Below are 18,396 nucleotides of genomic sequence, written 5' to 3'. Positions count from 1 at the left end.
GAAGCCATGGCTCTCGGCGCGCCCTGGCGACAGCGGTAGCATCCGATCCTTACGATCCAGAGCTTGAATTGCCGTCTTCTCGTCCACGCAGAACACCACCGCATGTGCGGGCGGGTTCAGATACAGGCCGATGACGTCTGCAGCCTTGGTCTCGAAGTCAGGGTCGTTTGAGACCATGTGCGTATCGAGTCGATGGGGGCGCACGCCGTGCTTGCGCCAGATGCGCTGTACCGTCGAGGCGCCTACATCGCCCAGAGCCGCCGCAAGCTTATAGCTGCTCCAATGCGTCGAGCCGTCCGAGGGCCGGTGCTTAAGCGTGAGATTCAGAACCCGCGCCTCGAGCTTTTCAGGCGGATGCACAGGAGCTCGTCCCGGATGGCGCGCGTACAGGCCTCCCAACCGCTCCGCCAAAAACCGACTCGACCAACGGGTAATGAAGCGCGAGTCACACCGCAGCCGCTGCATGATCGCCTCACGTGCTTCGCCTTCATCAAGCATCAAGATCAGCCGTGCACGCCGCGCGTCCGCTGCGCGCACCGTTTGGCTACGAGTTGCTGACAGCAATTGTTTGCGCTCAAGCGTGGTCAAATTCATCTTTTCCATGCGTTTCATTGAATACCAAATAAGGTGCTTTTTCAATGACGCAATGGACTAGGGGTGGAAGGACGGCCTGCCGGTTCAGGCAGTTCATTTATAATGTGTGGATAGTCATGGGGCCCGGAGTTCGCCTGATGCGCTCGCCCGCGCTTACGGGCACGTCGGCTTTCGCATCGAGCGACCGTGCGATGTCGAGCCGATCCTTCGCGAAGCTCTTTCCATGAAGCACCGTACCGTATTCATGGACTTTGCCGTCGATCCGTCCGAGAACGTCTGGCCTATGGTTCGAGCGGGCGCGGGACTGACTCCGCTGAGGGCGGCGCAGCCTGTAACGTCGACGGTGGATCCGGCTGATATCCGTGGGTTGGTTACCACATTACAGGGTGCCGTCTTGTGAACCTGCCGCGCTCTATGTCCGAGAGTCTGGCCGTGAGGCCGTCTCGTAGTATCTTCGCGGATTGTTCACGGACCGTGCTGCGCCGTCCTCAGCAGACAGTTCCTTCCGTTGGATTTTGAATTCGCATTGGTGCGGCTATCAGTGCGCCTGTGTTTTCCACTCGGGCGGATTTGAGGTCATTCGCGCGATTTCCCAGACGAATGCGGCCAGCTCGCGTGCAATCGCGATTACGGCGACGTTGGAATGCTTGCCACGTGCGACCAGCCTGCGATACCGCTTGCACAGCCGCAACTGTGCATCCCACGCGCGATCGATGATGGCCTTGGGCAGTCCTTCATGGCGTCGCTGGATGACGGCGCTTACCTTGGCCGGGTGACGGTATGACCATGCCGCTTCAACCAGCAGGTGACGCGCATGGCCGTTGCCGGCCTTCGTGATGCTGCCCAGCCTGCGTCTCTGGCCCGAGGAATGTTCGGATGGCGTCAGACCAAGCCATGCAGTGAGCTGCCGCGGGTGATCGAAGCGTGACAGATCACCGAGCTCGGCAAGCAAGCCGATGGCGCTGGTGAACTGAATGCCACGTAGCGCCTGGAGCGCTTTGACCACCGGATAGAAACGCCATTGTGGCGCCATCTCGCGCAAGGCCGTCTCGAGTCGTTCGCACTGCGCGAGGCGGTCTTCAATGGTCCGGCGATACTCCTCGAACGCAAGCTGCTGCCAGTGCGAATCGAACGAGTAACTGCTGATCCAGCGCCGGTGTGCCGGCCCCCAGTCGGCGCGCCCGGTATAGCGCACATCGTGGACGAGCAGGAAGGCTTTGAGACGTTGCCTGGCCTGCTTCAGATCCTGTTTGGCGGCGCCCCAGGTGCGGACCAGGTCACGAAACGCTTCGTCCTCGACGGTGGGCACGTGCACGGGCGACAGATCTCCAGCTCGAAGTGCGCGTACCAGTTTCGCCGCATCGCGGCGGTCGGTCTTGACCCGCTCGCCGGGCTTGCGGGGAATCAGTGACGGCGCGCAGACCATGCAGGGGTACCCCTTCGCGGTCAACTGGCGATGAAGGCCATAGCCGCACGGTCCGGCCTCGTAGACAAATACGACGTTCGACGCTTTTGACTGCATGCGTTTGCACAAACGATCGATATCAGCCGCTCGCGTTCCAATTTTGCCAAGGACTTCTACCTCTCCTAATCCGGCCGAATACGCGACCATAATCGAATCCTTGTGGACGTCCAGGCCGACAAATACCGTGCTATCGTTTTTCACGCTGACCTCCGTGCCGGAAACAGGTTGTTGAGTATTGGCTTAGACCATACTCTTGCGGCTCTGGCATTCGTTGCTAACCCGCGCTTCACCTCCGCGCGGCGGTCAGCTTCGTGCGCAGCGAAAGTCATACTGTCTATGAGGGCAGCAGAAACGAAGCCTGAGGAGTAAAACGGAATGTGCAAACCGTTTTCTTCATGGGAGCACGCAAATGGACACGTCCGGCATGGCCCGTGTCAGCGGGCGGCGTTATAGAGCCAATTCGGGGGCGGCGTAATCGGGCCACTTGATGGGCGGCGTAATGGAGCCAGTCCAGGGGCGGCGTAATCGAGCCACCTCATGGGCGGCGTAAAGGAGCCACCCATCGGGCGGCGTGTAGAAGCCAGCGGTAGCGGGCACAAGCGCAATTCGAACTTTCCAAGTCGGTACGCTTCGTTCATTTGAACGGAGCGCCTATGGCCAACAGGAGGTTTGAGTTGTTCGAATATCGTCACATCCTCGTGCGCATGCGGCGCGGTGATTCCGACCGCGACATCGCGCGGCGACGCCTGATGGGCCGAGCCAAGCTCGCAGCACTACGGCAGGAAGCCCAGACGCGAGGCTGGCTCGATCCGGCGCAGCCCATGCCGGAAGACGCAGAGATCGCGAGCGTCCTCAACGGCGTACCGAGACAGGTGCCACGCAGTAGCATCCCCACGGTGGAGCCGTACCGCGAGCAGGTTCGCGAGTGGCTCGACGCCGGCGTCCAGGGCACCACAATCCATGCAGCCCTTCAGCGTAATCACGGCTATACCGGCAGTTACGACGCCGTTAAACGCATGCTGCGCCGGATTGCGGCCGAACGCGTCGTCAAGGCGACGACGATCCTCGAGTTCGCCCCCGCCGAAGCCGCCCAGGTTGATTTCGGCGCCGGCCCCGTGCTCACGCACGAGTCCGGTATCCCGCTCAAGACGTGGATCTTCGTCATGACCCTGTGCCGGTCCCGGCATCAGTACGCCGAGGTTGTACTGGACCAGACCGTCGAGACGTGGCTGGCCTGTCATCGCCGCGCCTTTGAATGGTTCGGGGGCTGTCCTTCCCGGGTGACGATCGACAACGCCAAGTGCACAATCATCCGGCACTGCATGCATAGCCCCGAAGTCCAGCGTTCCTACGCGGGGCTCGCCGAAGCATATGGTTTCCGCATCGACCCATGTCCGCCGCACGACCCAGCCAAGAAGGGAATCGTTGAATCCGGAGTCAAGTACGTCAAGAAGTCCATCGTACCACTACGCGAGTTCCGCGATCTGGCCGATGCGAACCGTCAGTTGCGCGAGAGGATCCTGCAGCAGGCCGGCGTGCGCGATCACGGCACTACACACGAGCAACCGCTCACGCGTTTCGCGATCGAGCGGCCGCTGCTCACGCGCCTGGTGCCGCCGGTACTGGCCGTGTGGTCCGAGGTCAAGGTGCATACGGACGGCCACGTTGTCTACAAGAAGGCGCTGTACTCAGTGCCCTTCACGCTGGTCTGCAAGCAGCTATGGCTCAAGGCCACCGACACGGTCGTGCAGGCGTTCCACCGGCACGAGCTCGTCGCAACCCATCCAAGGCTACGCAAGCCGGGGGACCGCCACACCGTGCGCGACCACCAGCCGCCCGAGCCACAGGCCTGGCTCGAGCACGATCCCCAGTGGTGCCTGGCGCGTGCGAAGGATATCGGGCCTGCCTGCCATGCCGTCATCCTCGCGATGTTCAACAACACGGTGCTTGAGAACCTGCGCGGCGCACAGGGCATCGTGAGGCTGCGCGAGCAGGTTGGCGATGTGCGCCTGAACGCCGCGTGCGCCTGAACGCCGCGTGCGAGCGTGCGCTCGCGTTCTCCAGCCCCCAGTATCGCACCATCAAGACGATCCTCGACAAGGGGCTCGACAGCGAGGCTGCGACGCCATCGACCACGGCGGCGCCCACCGACACCTACGTGAACGGTGGCCGCTTCGGCCGCGACCTTCAATCCCTTCTGATCCATTGAGCCGGCCATGAATCCGAGCCCCGAACTGAACACTATCCTCAAGCAGCTGCGCCTCTCCGGTATCCTCGACTCGCTCGAACAGCGAAACCGCGAAGTCATCGACGGGCAGCTTGCCTACACCGAGTTCCTCGCCATGCTGCTGCACGATGAAATCGCGCGACGCGACACGAAGAAGCTGGGCGTACGACTTGCCCGTGCCGGCTTCGCGATGGGCAAGACGCTCGAGACGTTCAACTTCGATCTGGTGCCCAAGCTCAACCGGATCTATATCCACGATCTCGCTACCGGCCGCTACATCGACGAGAAGGTCTGTGTCTTGCTGGTCGGCGGAACAGGCGTCGGCAAGTCACATCTGGCGCAGGCACTGGGCCACTGCGCGGCCCGGCAAGGGCGTGACGTGCTGTTCATCTCACAGACAGATCTGCTCAAGAAGCTGCACGCGGCCCGCGCCACGGGCCTGTACGAGCGCAAGTTCCAGCAGTTCGTGCGTGTGCCGCTGCTCATCATCGACGACTTCGCCGTCAAACCGCTGCACCCACCGCACGACGAAGACTTCCACGACCTGATCGCCGCCAGATATGAGCGCGCGGCTTCGATCGTCACGTCGAATTTAGATCTGAGTGAATGGGGTGATGCGTTCCCCGACAACCGCATCCTGGGTGCCGCGACGCCGGACCGGCTACGCCACGGCGCCTATCGAGTCGTGATCGAGGGCGAGAGCTTCCGCAAGCCCAAACCGATGCCGGCGAGCAGTGAAAACGCGGTTGCCAAATCGGGCAAAAAACCGCATTCTTGAGCCCGTTCGAATCTGCGCTTTACCCCCGTTTCTGCTGGCTCCATTACGCCGCCCATCCCCGGCTCGATTACGCCGCCCCGTGACAGCCCGTAATGGACAGGATGCAAAGGTGGTCGGCTCGTTGTATGTCGCCTTTGAGTTGGGCGACAGGAGCTGGAAGCTTTGTCTTGGCGACGGCGTTCGCTCGCCGAGCCGGTGTACGGTGGCTGCCGGCGATACCGCGGCAGTCCTGAAGGCGATTGCGAGAGCGAAGGTGCGCTGCCGCCTGCCCGACGACGCTCCGGTTCGCAGCTGCTACGAGGCCGGACGTGATGGTTTCTGGCTGCACCGCTGGGCGAGCGCGCAAGGGATCTCCAACCTGGTGGTGGACCCTGCCAGCATCGAGGTAAGCCGGCGGGCACGCCGCGCGAAGACCGACCGGCTCGACGCCGACCGGCTGCTCTCGATGCTGATGCGCTACCACGCAGGCGAGCGGCGGCTATGGGCGATCGCACGTATCCCGAGCCCTGAGCAGGAAGATGAGCGACGCGTGCATCGGGAACTCGGCCGCCTTCGGCAGGAGCGCACGGCGCACAGCAACCGTGTCCGCTCGCTGCTCGTGCTGCACAACCTGCGCACTGAACACATCGGTGGACGCACCTGGGGAGGCTGGTGGGCCGAACACGCTGCGCAACTCCTGCCGGACCTGCGCGCCGAGATTGAACGTGAGATCGAGCGACTCGCTCTTGTCGCCCGGCAGATCAGGACGCTTGAGACAACGCAGGCCCGTCAGGTGCGCAACGGCGGGCAACCGGCCATTGCCGGGCTGGCACGGCTGGCGGGCATTGGCACCGGCAGTGCGTGGACACTCGTGAAGGAACTGTTTGGATGGCGGCGGTTTGCCAATCGCCGCGAGCTCGCCGGCTGCCTGGGCCTGGCGCCAACGCCCTATGCAAGCGGCACCAGTGAAGTCGAACAGGGCATCAGCAAGGCGGGCAACAAGCGGGTGCGGTGGCTGATGGTGGAGCTTGCATGGAGCTGGCTACGCTTCCAGCCGGCCAGCGAGCTGAGCAAATGGTTCAACCAGCGCTTTGGCGGTGCGGGGAAGCGTTCGCGACGCATCGGCATTGTCGCGCTTGCGCGCCGTCTTGCAATCGTAATATGGCGCTATCTCGAACATGGCGAGATTCCGGCAGGGGCAAAGCTCAAACTGGTGGCAGCGGCGGAGCTTTAACCTGAGCGACGACAGTCATTGAACACAGGGCAGACAGGTTTGCGCACCCGGACAGTAAGAGGGTTGCCCGGCGGGTAACCGTAGTTTTAGATGGGGTGCGTTGGTAACGGAGTGGTCCCAGCGCTCTGCGCATGCGGTATGTGGTGACCGGCCTGATGCCGGCACGGATAGAAGTTACACCGGGCAGACCGCCCGGATATCAGACACTCCGGCCTCTAACTTGCTGAAGAGCAGTCACATACAAAGGAATCCGAACAGAAACAGATATCTCAGAATCTCAAACGGAGGTCGTCGAATCGAGGAAAGCACATCGTAAAAGGGCTTGACTTCCAATGCCCCATAGAAATCTTACTGTGTCATAAGATAAACCTTAAGATAAACCTTTGATTTCGTCGGTGGCAGTATGGACACATTGCGAGTCTTGCAATCAACAGGAAGCTGAGTTGATGACGAATCGTGGTGATCGAATCAGCCACGTGGCGCTGTGCGCGCAGGGCTCCCCAGTGGGATGTAATCCGCAGGAAGCGAAGGCGCCTGGCGGGAAGCGAAGTTTTTTTGGCGCTGACGGAAGCGCCGGCAGTAAGTCGTTCAGAGACGAGGAACCCGTACGCCGCGATACTTAGCGTGGCATGGTGGTGGAAGCCTCGCCATCCTCGGCCTTCGTAATGCCCGAGCCCCAGCTCCTGCTTCAAATCCTGGTAGTCGCGTTCGATACGCCAGCGCATGTGTGCCTGGGCGACGAGTTCTTCCAGTGCAACGTCAGCCGGAAGGGTCGACAGGAAGTACTTCAATGGGTCAGCGTCTCCAGGTGGCCACTCGATGAGCAGCCACTGCTCGGGCCGCAGACGCGCCTTGCCGCTATTGCCGCCGGCATGACGCACACGCACGGCTGCAAAACGTCCACTGAGCGTTGCGTTCGAACCTTCGCGCCAACTGATCGTCTGGAAGGCGGCAGAAGGCAGCGAATGCGCCAGGTCCTTGACGTTCGCCGGTTGTCGACTGCGCGTGCGCCGCGGCACCGCCGGCGGCCAGACCACGACCGCCGAGGTGATACCGACCACGTAGGGCAAGCCCAGATCGCTCAGACGCTGGCGAAACGCGTTATCCACCCCGTAGCCGGCATCCGCTAACACGCAATACCTGGGCGCGCCAGAGGCCAGCAGCGTTTTCATCTGTTGCAGAGCAATCTCAGTCTTGGTCGCGAACTTTACCTCGGCGGTTCCACTTCAAGTTTGAGGTCGTCTAACAGTCACGGCGACGCTCGCGCTGAGGACGAGCGCAGTGCCCGCGAGTTGCAGTGCTGTCATCGCCTGATCAAGCACCACGAAGCCCGCTAGTGTACCGATCGCCGGTTCTAGGCTCATCAGAATGCCAAACGAAGCGGCGGGCATGTGCCTTAGAGCCACCATTTCCAATGCATAGGGCAGTAGCGGTACAAGTAGCGAGAGCCCAGCCGTCGTGGCCAACTGCAGGGGAGGGACATGCAAACGATTCTCAGCGATCCCAAACGGCGTGACCGCCAAGGCAGCCACTATGAGCGATACTGACAGGCCTTCGAGTCCGTTGAAGAGCGTGCCGGCTTTCTTCACCAATACGATGTAGCTTCCCCAACCGGCCCCGGCGCCTGCGGCGAGCAGCATGGCTATGGGGTCGCCGATCCACCCTGCGGAGTCATGGGCAAGCAACAGCACGCCGGCAGCCGCGGGAAGCGACCAGACCAAGGTCCGCAGTCGCCGCGCGCTGGCCGTGGCGACCGTCAGCGGGCCCAGGAAGGCGATCGTAACTGTCAGGCCAATCGGTATTCGCTCGATTGCCGAGAACAAGCACAACGTCATCCCGGCCATTGCAATGCCCAGTGCGCCAGCTGCGACCCAGTGTCTCCAGGAGTAACGATGCAGCTTTGGACGCACGACGAGCGCTAGGATGACGGCCGCCCATGCAAGCCTGAGCCAGATCGTGCTGAACGTACCGAACGCATCCATCGTCGGCACGGACAGTGCGACACCAAACTGCACACAAAGCATGGACAGTAAGCCGAACAGGGCTGCGACGTTGGCAAGCCGATCCGGTGAGGCCGACGCAGGTCTGTCCGAAGAACGAGTGGTTAGCATATGAGACAAAGGCGAAGCGACGTGCGTCGCTGGGTTTGCACGCGTGGAATCTCGCGATGGATCTTCCTGAAGCTCACGGAAATTGAACGACGGAGACGATAGTACCTGGCAAAATGGTCGTGAGAATTGATCACCGTCAATGAGCGGGATTAGGGAAAGGCGAAAATAAAGATGTTCGTTGTGGCGTCGCCCTTCATTGGCTCTCAGTGGAGGCAAAGTTTGATGCTGGCGCTGGTATGGCATGACTTCAGTATCAGCCTCATTGGGCTAATGCTCCTCGGGGATTGTGTCTCCGAAGTTTATTCCCTCATGCTTGGATCAAGCCCTTAACTGGAGGAACCGATGAGCTACACCGACCTGGCGCTTCTTGAGCAACAAACCGCCGACCTGGCCGCTGCCTGCAGGGTGAAATTCTTCTCGACCGCGCCAGAGCTTGACGTGATCATCACCATGGACCCCGTTCACGTGGGCTACCTGACAGGCTATCGAAGCATCCTCCAGGATGCCGGACCGTATGCGCAGGCAGCGATCGCCACACGCGATCGAGTGGTCCTGATTACGGGCGCGAGCGACGCAGCTGCCGCTCTCGAGCAATTGGATGACGCCTCCTGCATCTGGCGATATGGCACCTTCTATGTGGGCGCAACGGCGGGAGTCGCGAGCTATGCGGACATGCCCGCGCAAGGCGCAAATTACGTCGATACGGTGGTGTCCGCCTTGCGAAGCTTTGATCTCCGTGGGGTACGAGCCGGCCTCGATACGCGGGACGAAAGGCTGACGCGGGCAATCTGGCAGCAGTTCCCACAGGCAGCCTTCCAGAACGGGGCACCGTCGCTGAAGCGCGCGCGCGCGACGAAGTTGCCAGCCGAGCTCGCCCTTCTTCGCCACGCGTCACACATTACTGATAGGGCACTCGAATCCGTCGTGCCGATGGTCCGCGCTGGCGTCACCGAGCTCGATATTGCACACGAAATCACCGGTACTATCGTTCGAGGGGGAGGCATCCCGCGCTTCGTCGTGGTGACTTCAGGCGAGCGCAGTTCCCGCGTTGACGCCTATGCTCGCAACAAACGCCTCGAAGCCGGGGATCTCGTGCGCATGGACATCGGTTGTACAGTAAATGGGTATTGCTCAGACATGGCGCGCACGCTGACTGTCGGCGCGCCGTCTCACGAACAGGCTCAGCGCTACGCGGCGTTGCTGGCGGGCGAACAGGCACAAATTGCTACATTGCGACCCGGAGCGTTGGTTAGCGACATTTTCAACATCGCTATTGATGCCGTTCGCAAAGGCGCTTTGCCGGAATATCAGCGGAATCACTGCGGACACGGTATCGGCTTGCAATCCCATGAATTTCCGTCGATCGCTCCCGGCTCCGACGTGCTGCTTGAGTCCGGCATGGTGTTCTGCGTAGAGACTCCGTACTACGAGCTCGGTTGGGGCGGCATGATGGTTGAAGATACAGCTATCATTACGGACGACGGGCACGAACTGCTGACCTGTTCATCGCGGGAGCTCTATCAGGTAAAGTAATGGATCAGCAGACTCACACCGGCTGTTTGCAGGCCATCAACCTTCGTATAGACAAGATCTCAATGAAGATCCAGTCACTTGAACGAGGCCTCGACGTAATGGAGTTGCTCAATGCGTCGCAGGAACCCTTGGGTACCCGTGAGATATCGCGTCAGCTCGGGCTAAGTCCGGCGATCGTTCAACGTCTGCTCAACACGCTGACGGAAAAGCACTATTTGCGGCGCGACCCTGTGACCAGGCAGTACAGTACTGGGTATCAAACCCTGAATATGGGCGCAGGGCTGATGGCTCGGGACACGCTGCTGCTCGAGGCCCGCAAAGAACTCCAGCACTTGGCGGACAGCATGCGCATCGACGGCTATCTGGGAGTACTCCAGGACAAGACCCCGATGTACTTGCTTTGTATCGACGGAAAGAGACCGGTCACCGTCAGGGTGCTTCCCGGGTCGCCAATTGGTTTGCACAACACGGCCATCGGTAAGGCTATCCTTTCGTCTTTTCCTGACGAGAAGGCGCTGGAACTGCTCCGAACGGAACCGCTGGAGCAAAGCACGGCCAAGACAATTACTGACCCGGAGCAACTCGTCGCGTCTTTGCACAGGATCCGGACTGACGGATATGTGTTGATTGAGGACGAACAGGTCGAGGGCATCTCGTCAGTTGGCGCTCCCGTCGGAGACGTCAGCGGACAGGTGCGGGCAGCGATCAGCGTCGCATACTCAATGCATTTCAGCCCCGACCTCGATCTGAAAGATGTGATCAGCGCGATACTGGGTGCAGCGAGTCGGATTACGCGCAACTGCGGGTTCCGTTCTGGATGACGGCTGGGACAGAAGCATGAGTGGGTCGAAAATTAATTTAATGTCTTAATGTCGAACTCGTCAGTTCAACATTTTGGCGCAAATGGCTTCTACATTCTTGAATGTGAGCTTGTACTCCGAAAACAAATTCTTTTGGAAGGGCTTAAAGTCAAGAGATGGAATCAACCATACACGCTGCAAGGCGGCGATCCGATGCACCTTTGGATTCGTGCTTTGCACGCCGCCGCTGGTAGAGCTTGCCTGCGCGTTAGCGCCGCCGCCTCGACACTGGATTTGTGCGGAAGTGGCATGCTGCGATCGAAGCATGACGTCTTGCCAAAGGCGTGTACGTACTCGGTCTGCAGAATGGCGTGGGGCCAGACGGGGAGTTGGAATGGGCGTGGATCAGGGGTTGCGAGACTCCCAGAATCAAAATGGAATGGACATTTCCGGGCTTGAGAACTGCCGATGAGCACGCCCGATTTCTTCCGCAGCCGCCTCCAGCGATGATCGATTTGCGTCACCCGCTGGCCGTACTGGCTAGTCGGATGGCATGGGGTGGATCGAAGCGACGTTGATGCCAATGTTCGAGCGGCGTGTTCGTGAAGAGCGGGTGCGCGCATAGGTTGGTCTGTTCGGCGTGACGCCGACGCTCGCTGTGCAGGATGTCAGCGCTGCAGGGCGTCCTCGCCGTAAGCGGCTCAGTTGGGCCGTTCGCCCTTTCGCGAGCGCGTAAAGCATGATGGTGTACTGGAGCGGCCGGTCAGGTAGCGGCATCTGGCGGACTGCCTGGTGTGTGTAGCTTGTCGGCGACATGCCAAGGCAGGAGCTCGTCGATGCGATTGATTTTGTGACCGGCGATATGGGTCAGCACATAGTCGAGGTAGGCACGCGGATCGATGTCATTGAGTATGCAAGTGCCAATCCGTGCGTAACATCGCGGCTGCCCGTTCGCCGCCGCTGTCTGAGCCGGCGAATAAAAAAATTTTCCGACCCAGGCTTACACAACGCGGCACGTTCTCCGCGATGTTGTTATCTGGCATGCTCTTCGTGCGCGCCTCCCGGCGCGCACGCACCATATAAGTGGCGTATCGTGCGGGTTCCGGGATAGGGGCGTCGGGAGCATGTCTTTCGGGCAGGCCGGCATTAGGGCTACGCTGATCAAGCCGTGTAAACACAACGGGTTGCGACCAAGGCATGTGAAAACTTTTGAGATCGCGAATAACAGCCGTAAAAGCGAGCATTCCTGCTCATGTTGGGCTCCTTGAGGGGCCCTGCACGGGCTTGCCGCCCGTCTTTGGCCCTCTACGGGCGCACCTGTGCTGTCGAGCGACCTCGCCACATGTAAAGATTGGCCAGCGCGAGCGCAACGAAGGCGCGATTGGCGTTTTTCGACAGCCCGCGATAACGAACCTTCGTGAAGCCCCACAGCCGCTTCACGACCGCAAACACATGCTCGACCCGGGCACGGATCTTCGACTTGTTGCGGTTCTTGCGCCGCGCCACTTCGTCGACGACGTCCTTGCGACGCGTGCGCTTGTTGGTGAAGTCACGTGCCTTCGGAGCCTTGCTGTGAATCAGTGCTTTCTGGCTCGCGTATGCGCTGTCACCGTAGACGCGTTGCTCCTCACCGTGCAGCAACTGTGGCAGCGGATGATTGGGTAGCCCCCTGCCTCTCGGCAGCGGGGCCCCCGAAGAACCGTACTTGCGGGCTTTCCCCGCATACGGCTCGAGCACAGCATTAAGCGTCGTACTGACGCCGGTCGCACCGGCACTGCATACGACCTTCGTACGCGTCACATCGTTGATTCACCTCGCTACCGAGGGCAAGGGCGCTGAACCTGGAACATGTCCGGCTACTCACAAGCTGCCCTGCGCGGAATCTCAAATGTAGGCCTACGACAACTGCACCACGCGGAAGTCTGCATCCTTTCAGATCAGGGCAAATTTTGAACCCCTATGTGGCCTATTACCGACCACCCTTCGCTTTTTCCGCGTTCTCATACCCACTTGTCCAACAGTTTTCCTTGCGAGTCACCTGCCTTTGCCCCCCCAAAAAAACTAGCGTGGGCGGACAATTGGGCTTACCACGTTCCCATCCTTGCCGACCCGAATGTTCCCTGTCTGTCTAGCGCCTGTCTCTCCCCCGGCAGCCCTTGTGACGACGTACTCCCTGACAAGACGGAAGCAACCGGCTGCACACCTTTTGGTCAGGGCCTAACAGCCGCTTTGGCCCATTCGTACTAACGAGGTTTATCAACAGTTCACTTATGTTGCGCATGCAGAACTTGCCTGGCACCTCACACCGCACGGCGGCTGGCAGTGTCGATCTATCCCCCGTCGCCGGGGTGAACCGTCAGTCGCGAGGCGCGTTGTCTCCAGAGCTTCACACCCAACCGTTACCGGTTACGCATGTCTGGATAGGCAACTGCTGGTCGTACAGCAAGGTCAATGCCGACGAAACGGCGCAGGCTGAGGCTGTCGTACAGCGCCTCTTCGCATGCAAGGTCGGCGAGATTGAACCAGTGCTGCACAAAATGGATTCGCAACATGCGCTCCAGCGCAATCGGCGGGCGACCATTGCCGCGTTTCGGATAAAACGGCTCCACCACCGCGCACAGCTGCGCCCACGGCACGATCGTGTTCATCTCATCGAGAAACACTTCGCGTCGCGTAGGTTTGCGCTGCGCCCCGAATCCCGCGCATTGATCGACAGCCATCGCCAGTGTCAGTTGCTTCATCGTTTTTTGCTTTCGCCGTTGCATGCTCACGCTATAACGCGTGACAGTCGTGAACGGTAGACTTGATCAGCATTGCCTTAAAGAAGACGGTTTTCCGACAATGTCAGACACGCGACACTACTATCAAGGACCGCCGGCTGAATTATATGGGCCTCTTCGTATGGCACGATACATGCATTGCCTAATCTAGGGAGAAACGCTGATATTAGGAGAAGCCCGTGTCATCCTCGAAAGCTATCGGAACTTACACGATCGACATACTGCCAGTAAGTCAACTTCGTCCAAGTGAGAATATCAACGTGCCACGCGCACAGACGCTAGGTAAATCAATCGCGGAAACTGGACAGTGGACCACACCTATTCTGGTAGAGCACCGCCATTTCATTATTATGGACGGCCATCATCGCTATTTCTGCGCCAAGGAGCTAGACTTGTCGTTTGTTCCGTGTATTTTGCTTTCTTATGATGATCCCAACTTGAATGTCACCTACTGGGATAATCCTGCGCCAGTGGTTATTGATCGTATCATCCATGCTGGTCTTTCTGGAAATTTGATGAGTTTCAAGACCACTCGACATGCGTTGAATGGCACTTTGCCGAATTGTGCGATCGCGCTCAATGACCTGAGATAATGCGCTGTCCCAGACTTCATAGCCTTGGCTTGGAGGACGCAATATCTTTATTCAGAAATTTGGTGCACGATCTTCTGAATAGTCGATTCGAACTATGGCTGGGATAGACAGGTCCATAGCGGGACTTACTACCGTGCGTACCAACTAGCAGGCCGCTGAAATACCGCTTAAACACGTCATCGCATAGAGCTCGTGAGGCGTTGATAGATGGACCACTACTTGTCCCCTGGAGATCATGCGCGGCGCCGACACATTCACCGAGAGTCTGTTTTCCATGCGCAAGCTGGACGACTTCGTCCCCAAGTGGCATCCGTTGCGTTCGATCCGCGTGATGGCGAACGAAGCGCTGGCGAAGATGGATCGACTGTTCGCCCAGATGTACGAAGCGGACATCAAAGGTGGGCGGCCGAGTATCGCGCCAGAGAAGTTGCTGCGAGCCATGCTGATTCAGGTGCTTTTCAGCATCCGCTCAGAGCGCCAGCTGATGGAGCAGGTGCAGTACAACCTACTGTTTCGCTGGTTCATCGGCCTGGCGATGGGCGACGAGGTGTGGGTACCGACGGTCTTCACGAAGAACCGCGAGCGCCTGATCAAGCACGATGCGATCATCGAATTCTTCAACGAAGTGGTGGCCATCGCCGGGAAGAAGTGTCTGCTCTCGGGTGAGCATTTCAGCGTGGACGGCACGCTGATCCAGGCGTGGGCCGGACACAGGAGCTTTGTACGCAAGAATGGCGACGATCAGGACAACGACGGTGGCGGTGCGGGCGATTTCAAGGGCGAGAAACGCAGCAACGAGACACATCAGTCGAGAACCGACCCAGATGCGCAGCTCTATCGCAAAGGCAAAACGGCCAGCGAATTGCGGTACATGGGCCATACGCTGACCGATAACCGGCATGGCCTGGTGGTCAACGCGCGCGTGACACGCGCCGATGGGCATGCTGAGCGTGAAGCGGCCAAGATCATGATCTACGACGCACGGCAGGCGGCAGAGGATCCGGACGCGGAAATCACGCTGGGTGCAGACAAGGGTTACGACGCACAGGAATTCATCGAGGCGTGCCAGCAGATGAAGGTCACGCCGCACGTTGCGCAAACACTGCGTAAGTTGGTCGAACAAGGTTTCGGCTGGGCCAAGACCGTGGGGCGCATGCGCCAGGTGATGGTGCGTGGCTTGAAGAAGGTGGACCAGATGTTCGTGTTGAACATGGCGGCCTACAACCTCGTGCGCATGCGATCGCTGGCACAGTTCCGTCCATAGTGGCGGGAAAAGGCGCCAATGAGGCCAGAAGTCGGCCTCACAGCGCTTTAAAAAGGTTGATTCGCGTTGAAATTGCACAATGCGAAAGATTTAGCGACGGCGGCCGCGGAGATCGAGGAAGGCCGCATCCGTCGAGGGTGTATTTCCGCAACCTGCTAGGTCAGGACAAGCCAACTTCAATGGCGGGATAACGCGCATAAGGTCGCTGTTGATCGTCCCGCTTGGGTGGCGGGGCACGTAGGTGCTATTCGTTCATCTGACTGTGCGGAATGCGCCGAAAGCCAGCGCGCAAGTCGTTGCCTCACTGTAAGGCCTTCCGTATTCGGATCCTTCTTGAGGGTATGAAGTTGACTGGCCTCATTGCGCTGTGACAAGGGGGACAAGCGGGAAGCCAAGAGGCGGGGAGTAGTCGATGCCGGAGATCGTTTTCCTCACCGCATGCATTTTTGCGTGACATGAACCGGGAAAATACTGGAAGGATATTTCGGCGCGGAGATGGTGAATGCTCTTTGCATTGTTATAGAGCCTGTAGAAGGAAGTCGAAAGATTGTTCAACCGATCGCCCCATCGTGCATCTCTAGCGTGTTAGGTGCTCTATTAATCAGGTCTACGAAATGAACCAGAATCAGTACGGAGAAGACTACAAAGTGCAGCCCGGCGAGGGTCTCGGGCAAGCGCTCGTAGTCTGGCGCAAGCTGCCGAAATCGGTTCAGCCAGCCGAAGCTGGGCTCCACTACCCAGCGTCGTGGCAACAGAACAAAGGCTTTCTTCGCCTCCGCCAACTCGATTACCTGAAGTTCGATTCCCTCATCAAACGCTGCCTGCGCGGGCTCCTCACCGGTATATCCCTGATCGGCGAACGCTACCTTGACCGTCTGGCCCGTGGCCTGCTAAACCTGACGCGCCAGTTCCCCGACCTGCGCGCGCTCCTGTTCGTTGGCCGGCGTCACATGCACAGCAAGCAACTGTCCCAATGTATCAACTGTCATGTGAACTTTGCTGCGTTGTTTCCGCTTGTAACCGTCGTAACCTGCGCGAGGTTCCCTCTCGCAGGCCGACTGCAGCGTGCGCCCGTCGAGAATGACAGCGCTGGGATAGGCGAAACTTCACCAAGATTGGGAGTAGATAGATGATCGTCAATAGCATACTAGATACCATCGGGCATACGCCCCTGCTCAAAATTCCTTTGCGCGGTGAGGAAGTTAACCTTTATCTCAAGCTGGAGATGTTCAATCCGTCTGGATCAATGAAGGACCGGATGGCGTTGAGTATGCTAAACCATCGTCCACGTGCATTGAATAAAGATGCTTCTGATATAGTCGAATCTTCTTCTGGGAATACGGCTAGCGCATTGGCGATGATTTCAGCTGTGCGAAGAATAAACTTCACAGCTCTCATGGACTCTCACGCAAGCCTTGATAAAATTCTTACTGTTCGTGCGTTCGGAAGCAATGTCCAGATCGTTGGCGGCGGAGACGGTGTTTTAGCGACTGATATACGGGACCGAGAGGCAATGAGAATTTCCTGTGAAGAAGGCGCCTATTGGACTGAACAGCACAACAATCCCGCAAATGCAGCCGGTTATGCTGGACTCGCTGCAGAATTGCTTGACGACCTGGGCCCAACAATTACGCATCTTGTTTGCGCAATCGGTACCGGCGGGTCACTATGTGGTTCTGCACGCCAGTTGCGGACGCGTATTCCTGAGCTCCAAGTAATCGGGGTTGAGCCCGCCGGAAGCATCATCTTCGGCGGTGAGGGTCTAGATTACCTCCAATCGGGGACTGGCACGCCTGAAGGTGCTGAAGTGGGACTGGCCATTGACTACGGCGTAATAGATTCGGGCCGCAAAGTGAGCGACCGCATGGCCTTTTCGACATGCCATTATCTCGCCCAGCGGCACGGTTTGCTGGTTGGCGGATCAACGGGGGGGGCGGTCTACGAGGCGTTCAGTGTGGCTCGACGCGCACCGGTTGGATCGCGTATCGTAACAATAGTCTGTGACAGTGGTACCAAGTACCTGGACACGGTTTTCAATCAAGACTGGTTGTCGATCCATGGGATACAAATTATCGATATTGAAGAGCATTTCGAGGGGCTCATTGCGGACGCCCGCAGGCGGCCTCAAATCTGAAGCGCAACACCGTTTGATATAAGGTGTCGCGATGGCACTGTCATGCATGGACGCCCCCGGTTTGCCAAGCTTCACGTTGTGATGGTTCAAAGGTCGTGATTGCAGCCATGCATCCGGACTTCAGTGCCGAGCGCAGGCCGGCTGTCCCTGATGGAATATGCTGACGAGGTCCCGATCAACTTGGCGAGCCTGGTGCTCTTTGACAGTGTTGGGTTTGGCTCGTCACGGTCTGACCTGTCTTGCCATCACGTCATGATTGCCTTGGCAATCGGTGGAAGTGTCCCTCCGTTCGCTACGAACTTCGTGCCGTTCGAGGCTAAATATTTGGTATCGCGGGCTCATGGTCGGGTCGCGACGTTCGCTCGTGAGTCAGCAGAGCCCACACGATCCGCGCGTTCTTGTTGGCCAGCGCAACGGCGGCCACATTGGAATTGCGTCGCTGCAGCAAACGGGATAGCCATCCTTCCTTGTCGCTCCTGCGTCGGGCCGCGTGGATGACAGCACGCGCTCCGTGGATCAATAACGTTCGCAAGTACGTGTCGCCTCTTTGATATGACTTACTGTTACGTCTCGCGGTAACCGGGGTTCGGCATCGCGAGATATTCGAGACGAGACGGCGCCGATTGTCGCGGGCTGGTCGAGTAGAAGTCCTTGCTCAACTGATTGCGGGTTTTCCGAAGGGGCCGAATTTGTCTGCGAGCCCCACCGGGAATGGCTTTCGGAGCTGGCGAGGGGGGAGCGGTTAAAGTCAGGGCTTTGCGGATGCGAAAATGGCTGCAAACCATGGCCGGCAGGCGATTCCCACGAAATTGAGTGAAGCGCAGTTCGGGCAATTTGTCTTGCCGCACCTGAGCCGGGGCCGGCGCGGCCCGCCGCCGACGTTGCCGTTACAGAGGATGTTCAA

Annotated in this window: 11 protein-coding genes and 8 pseudogenes; 9 read left to right on the top strand and 10 right to left on the bottom strand. The window is 59.1% G+C overall.

Annotated features, from left to right (window positions below; genetic code table 11):
* Positions 1–612, bottom strand: a 612-nt coding sequence (locus M3I56_RS38660; RefSeq protein ID WP_254358407.1) for an IS630 family transposase, incomplete at its 3' end; no start/stop codon positions are given.
* Between the two features lie 124 nt (positions 613–736).
* Here M3I56_RS38660 and M3I56_RS38655 point away from each other — a divergent pair.
* Positions 737–994 (top strand): annotated as a pseudogene (locus tag M3I56_RS38655) (hypothetical protein); the annotation flags it as partial.
* Between the two features lie 138 nt (positions 995–1,132).
* Here M3I56_RS38655 and M3I56_RS38650 read toward each other — a convergent pair.
* The gene (locus tag M3I56_RS38650) at positions 1,133–2,260 is read right to left on the bottom strand and encodes an IS110 family transposase (RefSeq protein WP_254319232.1); all 1,128 of its coding nucleotides are present in this window, start codon (positions 2,258–2,260) and stop codon (positions 1,133–1,135) included.
* A 473-nt stretch (positions 2,261–2,733) separates the two neighbouring features.
* Here M3I56_RS38650 and istA point away from each other — a divergent pair.
* From istA to M3I56_RS38635, 3 genes and pseudogenes are all read left to right on the top strand, one after another.
* Positions 2,734–4,268 (top strand): annotated as a pseudogene (gene istA / locus M3I56_RS38645) (IS21 family transposase).
* A 7-nt stretch (positions 4,269–4,275) separates the two neighbouring features.
* Positions 4,276–5,064, top strand: coding sequence for an IS21-like element helper ATPase IstB (istB, locus tag M3I56_RS38640; protein WP_254358406.1), 789 nt, complete (start codon positions 4,276–4,278; stop codon positions 5,062–5,064).
* A gap of 109 nt (positions 5,065–5,173) precedes the next feature.
* Positions 5,174–6,277, top strand: a complete 1,104-nt coding sequence (locus M3I56_RS38635) for an IS110 family transposase (protein WP_254358405.1) — start codon at positions 5,174–5,176, stop codon at positions 6,275–6,277.
* Positions 6,278–6,625: 348 nt separating this feature from the next.
* On the opposite strand, the pseudogene M3I56_RS38630 reads toward M3I56_RS38635, so the two are convergent.
* Positions 6,626–7,491, bottom strand: a pseudogene (locus tag M3I56_RS38630) (IS701 family transposase); the annotation flags it as partial.
* A 12-nt stretch (positions 7,492–7,503) separates the two neighbouring features.
* Positions 7,504–8,388 (bottom strand): DMT family transporter, encoded by an 885-nt coding sequence (locus M3I56_RS38625; RefSeq protein WP_028209171.1) that lies wholly within the window; start codon positions 8,386–8,388, stop codon positions 7,504–7,506.
* Positions 8,389–8,730: 342 nt separating this feature from the next.
* Between M3I56_RS38625 and M3I56_RS38620 the strand changes: the two genes are divergently transcribed.
* Positions 8,731–9,921 (top strand): Xaa-Pro peptidase family protein, encoded by a 1,191-nt coding sequence (locus M3I56_RS38620; protein ID WP_028209172.1) that lies wholly within the window; start codon positions 8,731–8,733, stop codon positions 9,919–9,921.
* A complete protein-coding gene (locus M3I56_RS38615; RefSeq protein WP_254319227.1) occupies positions 9,921–10,742 on the top strand; it encodes an IclR family transcriptional regulator in 822 nt (273 codons plus the stop codon). The genes M3I56_RS38620 and M3I56_RS38615 overlap by 1 nt, the downstream gene beginning before the upstream one ends.
* Before the next feature lie 60 nt (positions 10,743–10,802).
* Here M3I56_RS38615 and M3I56_RS38610 read toward each other — a convergent pair whose 3' ends face one another.
* The 4 genes and pseudogenes from M3I56_RS38610 to M3I56_RS38595 form a co-directional block, all read right to left on the bottom strand.
* Positions 10,803–11,048 (bottom strand): hypothetical protein, encoded by a 246-nt coding sequence (locus M3I56_RS38610; RefSeq protein ID WP_154678241.1) that lies wholly within the window; start codon positions 11,046–11,048, stop codon positions 10,803–10,805.
* 436 nt (positions 11,049–11,484) lie between these two features.
* Positions 11,485–11,758, bottom strand: a pseudogene (locus M3I56_RS38605) (transposase domain-containing protein); the annotation flags it as partial.
* A 268-nt stretch (positions 11,759–12,026) separates the two neighbouring features.
* Positions 12,027–12,377: pseudogene (locus M3I56_RS38600) on the bottom strand (transposase); the annotation flags it as partial.
* 776 nt (positions 12,378–13,153) lie between these two features.
* Positions 13,154–13,462: pseudogene (locus M3I56_RS38595) on the bottom strand (transposase); the annotation flags it as partial.
* A gap of 218 nt (positions 13,463–13,680) precedes the next feature.
* On the opposite strand from M3I56_RS38595, the gene M3I56_RS38590 reads away from it, so the two are divergent.
* Positions 13,681–14,094, top strand: coding sequence for a ParB N-terminal domain-containing protein (locus tag M3I56_RS38590; RefSeq protein WP_254358404.1), 414 nt, complete (start codon positions 13,681–13,683; stop codon positions 14,092–14,094).
* 235 nt (positions 14,095–14,329) lie between these two features.
* A complete protein-coding gene (locus M3I56_RS38585; RefSeq protein WP_254358403.1) occupies positions 14,330–15,358 on the top strand; it encodes an IS5 family transposase in 1,029 nt (342 codons plus the stop codon).
* A gap of 551 nt (positions 15,359–15,909) precedes the next feature.
* On the opposite strand, the pseudogene M3I56_RS38580 reads toward M3I56_RS38585, so the two are convergent.
* Positions 15,910–16,458, bottom strand: a pseudogene (locus tag M3I56_RS38580) (transposase); the annotation flags it as partial.
* Positions 16,459–16,487: 29 nt separating this feature from the next.
* On the opposite strand from M3I56_RS38580, the gene M3I56_RS38575 reads away from it, so the two are divergent.
* A complete protein-coding gene (locus M3I56_RS38575) occupies positions 16,488–17,492 on the top strand; it encodes a PLP-dependent cysteine synthase family protein (protein ID WP_254319223.1) in 1,005 nt (334 codons plus the stop codon).
* Between the two features lie 316 nt (positions 17,493–17,808).
* Here M3I56_RS38575 and M3I56_RS38570 read toward each other — a convergent pair.
* Positions 17,809–18,042, bottom strand: a pseudogene (locus tag M3I56_RS38570) (IS110 family transposase); the annotation flags it as partial.
* Between the last annotated feature and the right edge of the window lie 354 nt (positions 18,043–18,396).

The organism is Paraburkholderia sp. CNPSo 3281 (assembly GCF_024206515.1).
Taxonomy (GTDB): domain Bacteria; phylum Pseudomonadota; class Gammaproteobacteria; order Burkholderiales; family Burkholderiaceae; genus Paraburkholderia; species Paraburkholderia nodosa.
Note: the sequence above shows the minus strand (reverse complement) of the source record. Positions and strands in the feature narration are given on the sequence as shown.

Coding starts and splice junctions, on each gene's coding strand:
- M3I56_RS38575 (WP_254319223.1), top strand. CDS start 16,488: ATGATCGTCAATAGCATACTAGATACCATCGGGCATACGCCCCTGCTC.
- M3I56_RS38615 (WP_254319227.1), top strand. CDS start 9,921: ATGGATCAGCAGACTCACACCGGCTGTTTGCAGGCCATCAACCTTCGT.
- M3I56_RS38610 (WP_154678241.1), bottom strand. CDS start 11,048: ATGCTTCGATCGCAGCATGCCACTTCCGCACAAATCCAGTGTCGAGGC.
- M3I56_RS38625 (WP_028209171.1), bottom strand. CDS start 8,388: ATGCTAACCACTCGTTCTTCGGACAGACCTGCGTCGGCCTCACCGGAT.
- M3I56_RS38585 (WP_254358403.1), top strand. CDS start 14,330: ATGCGCGGCGCCGACACATTCACCGAGAGTCTGTTTTCCATGCGCAAG.
- istB (WP_254358406.1), top strand. CDS start 4,276: ATGAATCCGAGCCCCGAACTGAACACTATCCTCAAGCAGCTGCGCCTC.
- M3I56_RS38620 (WP_028209172.1), top strand. CDS start 8,731: ATGAGCTACACCGACCTGGCGCTTCTTGAGCAACAAACCGCCGACCTG.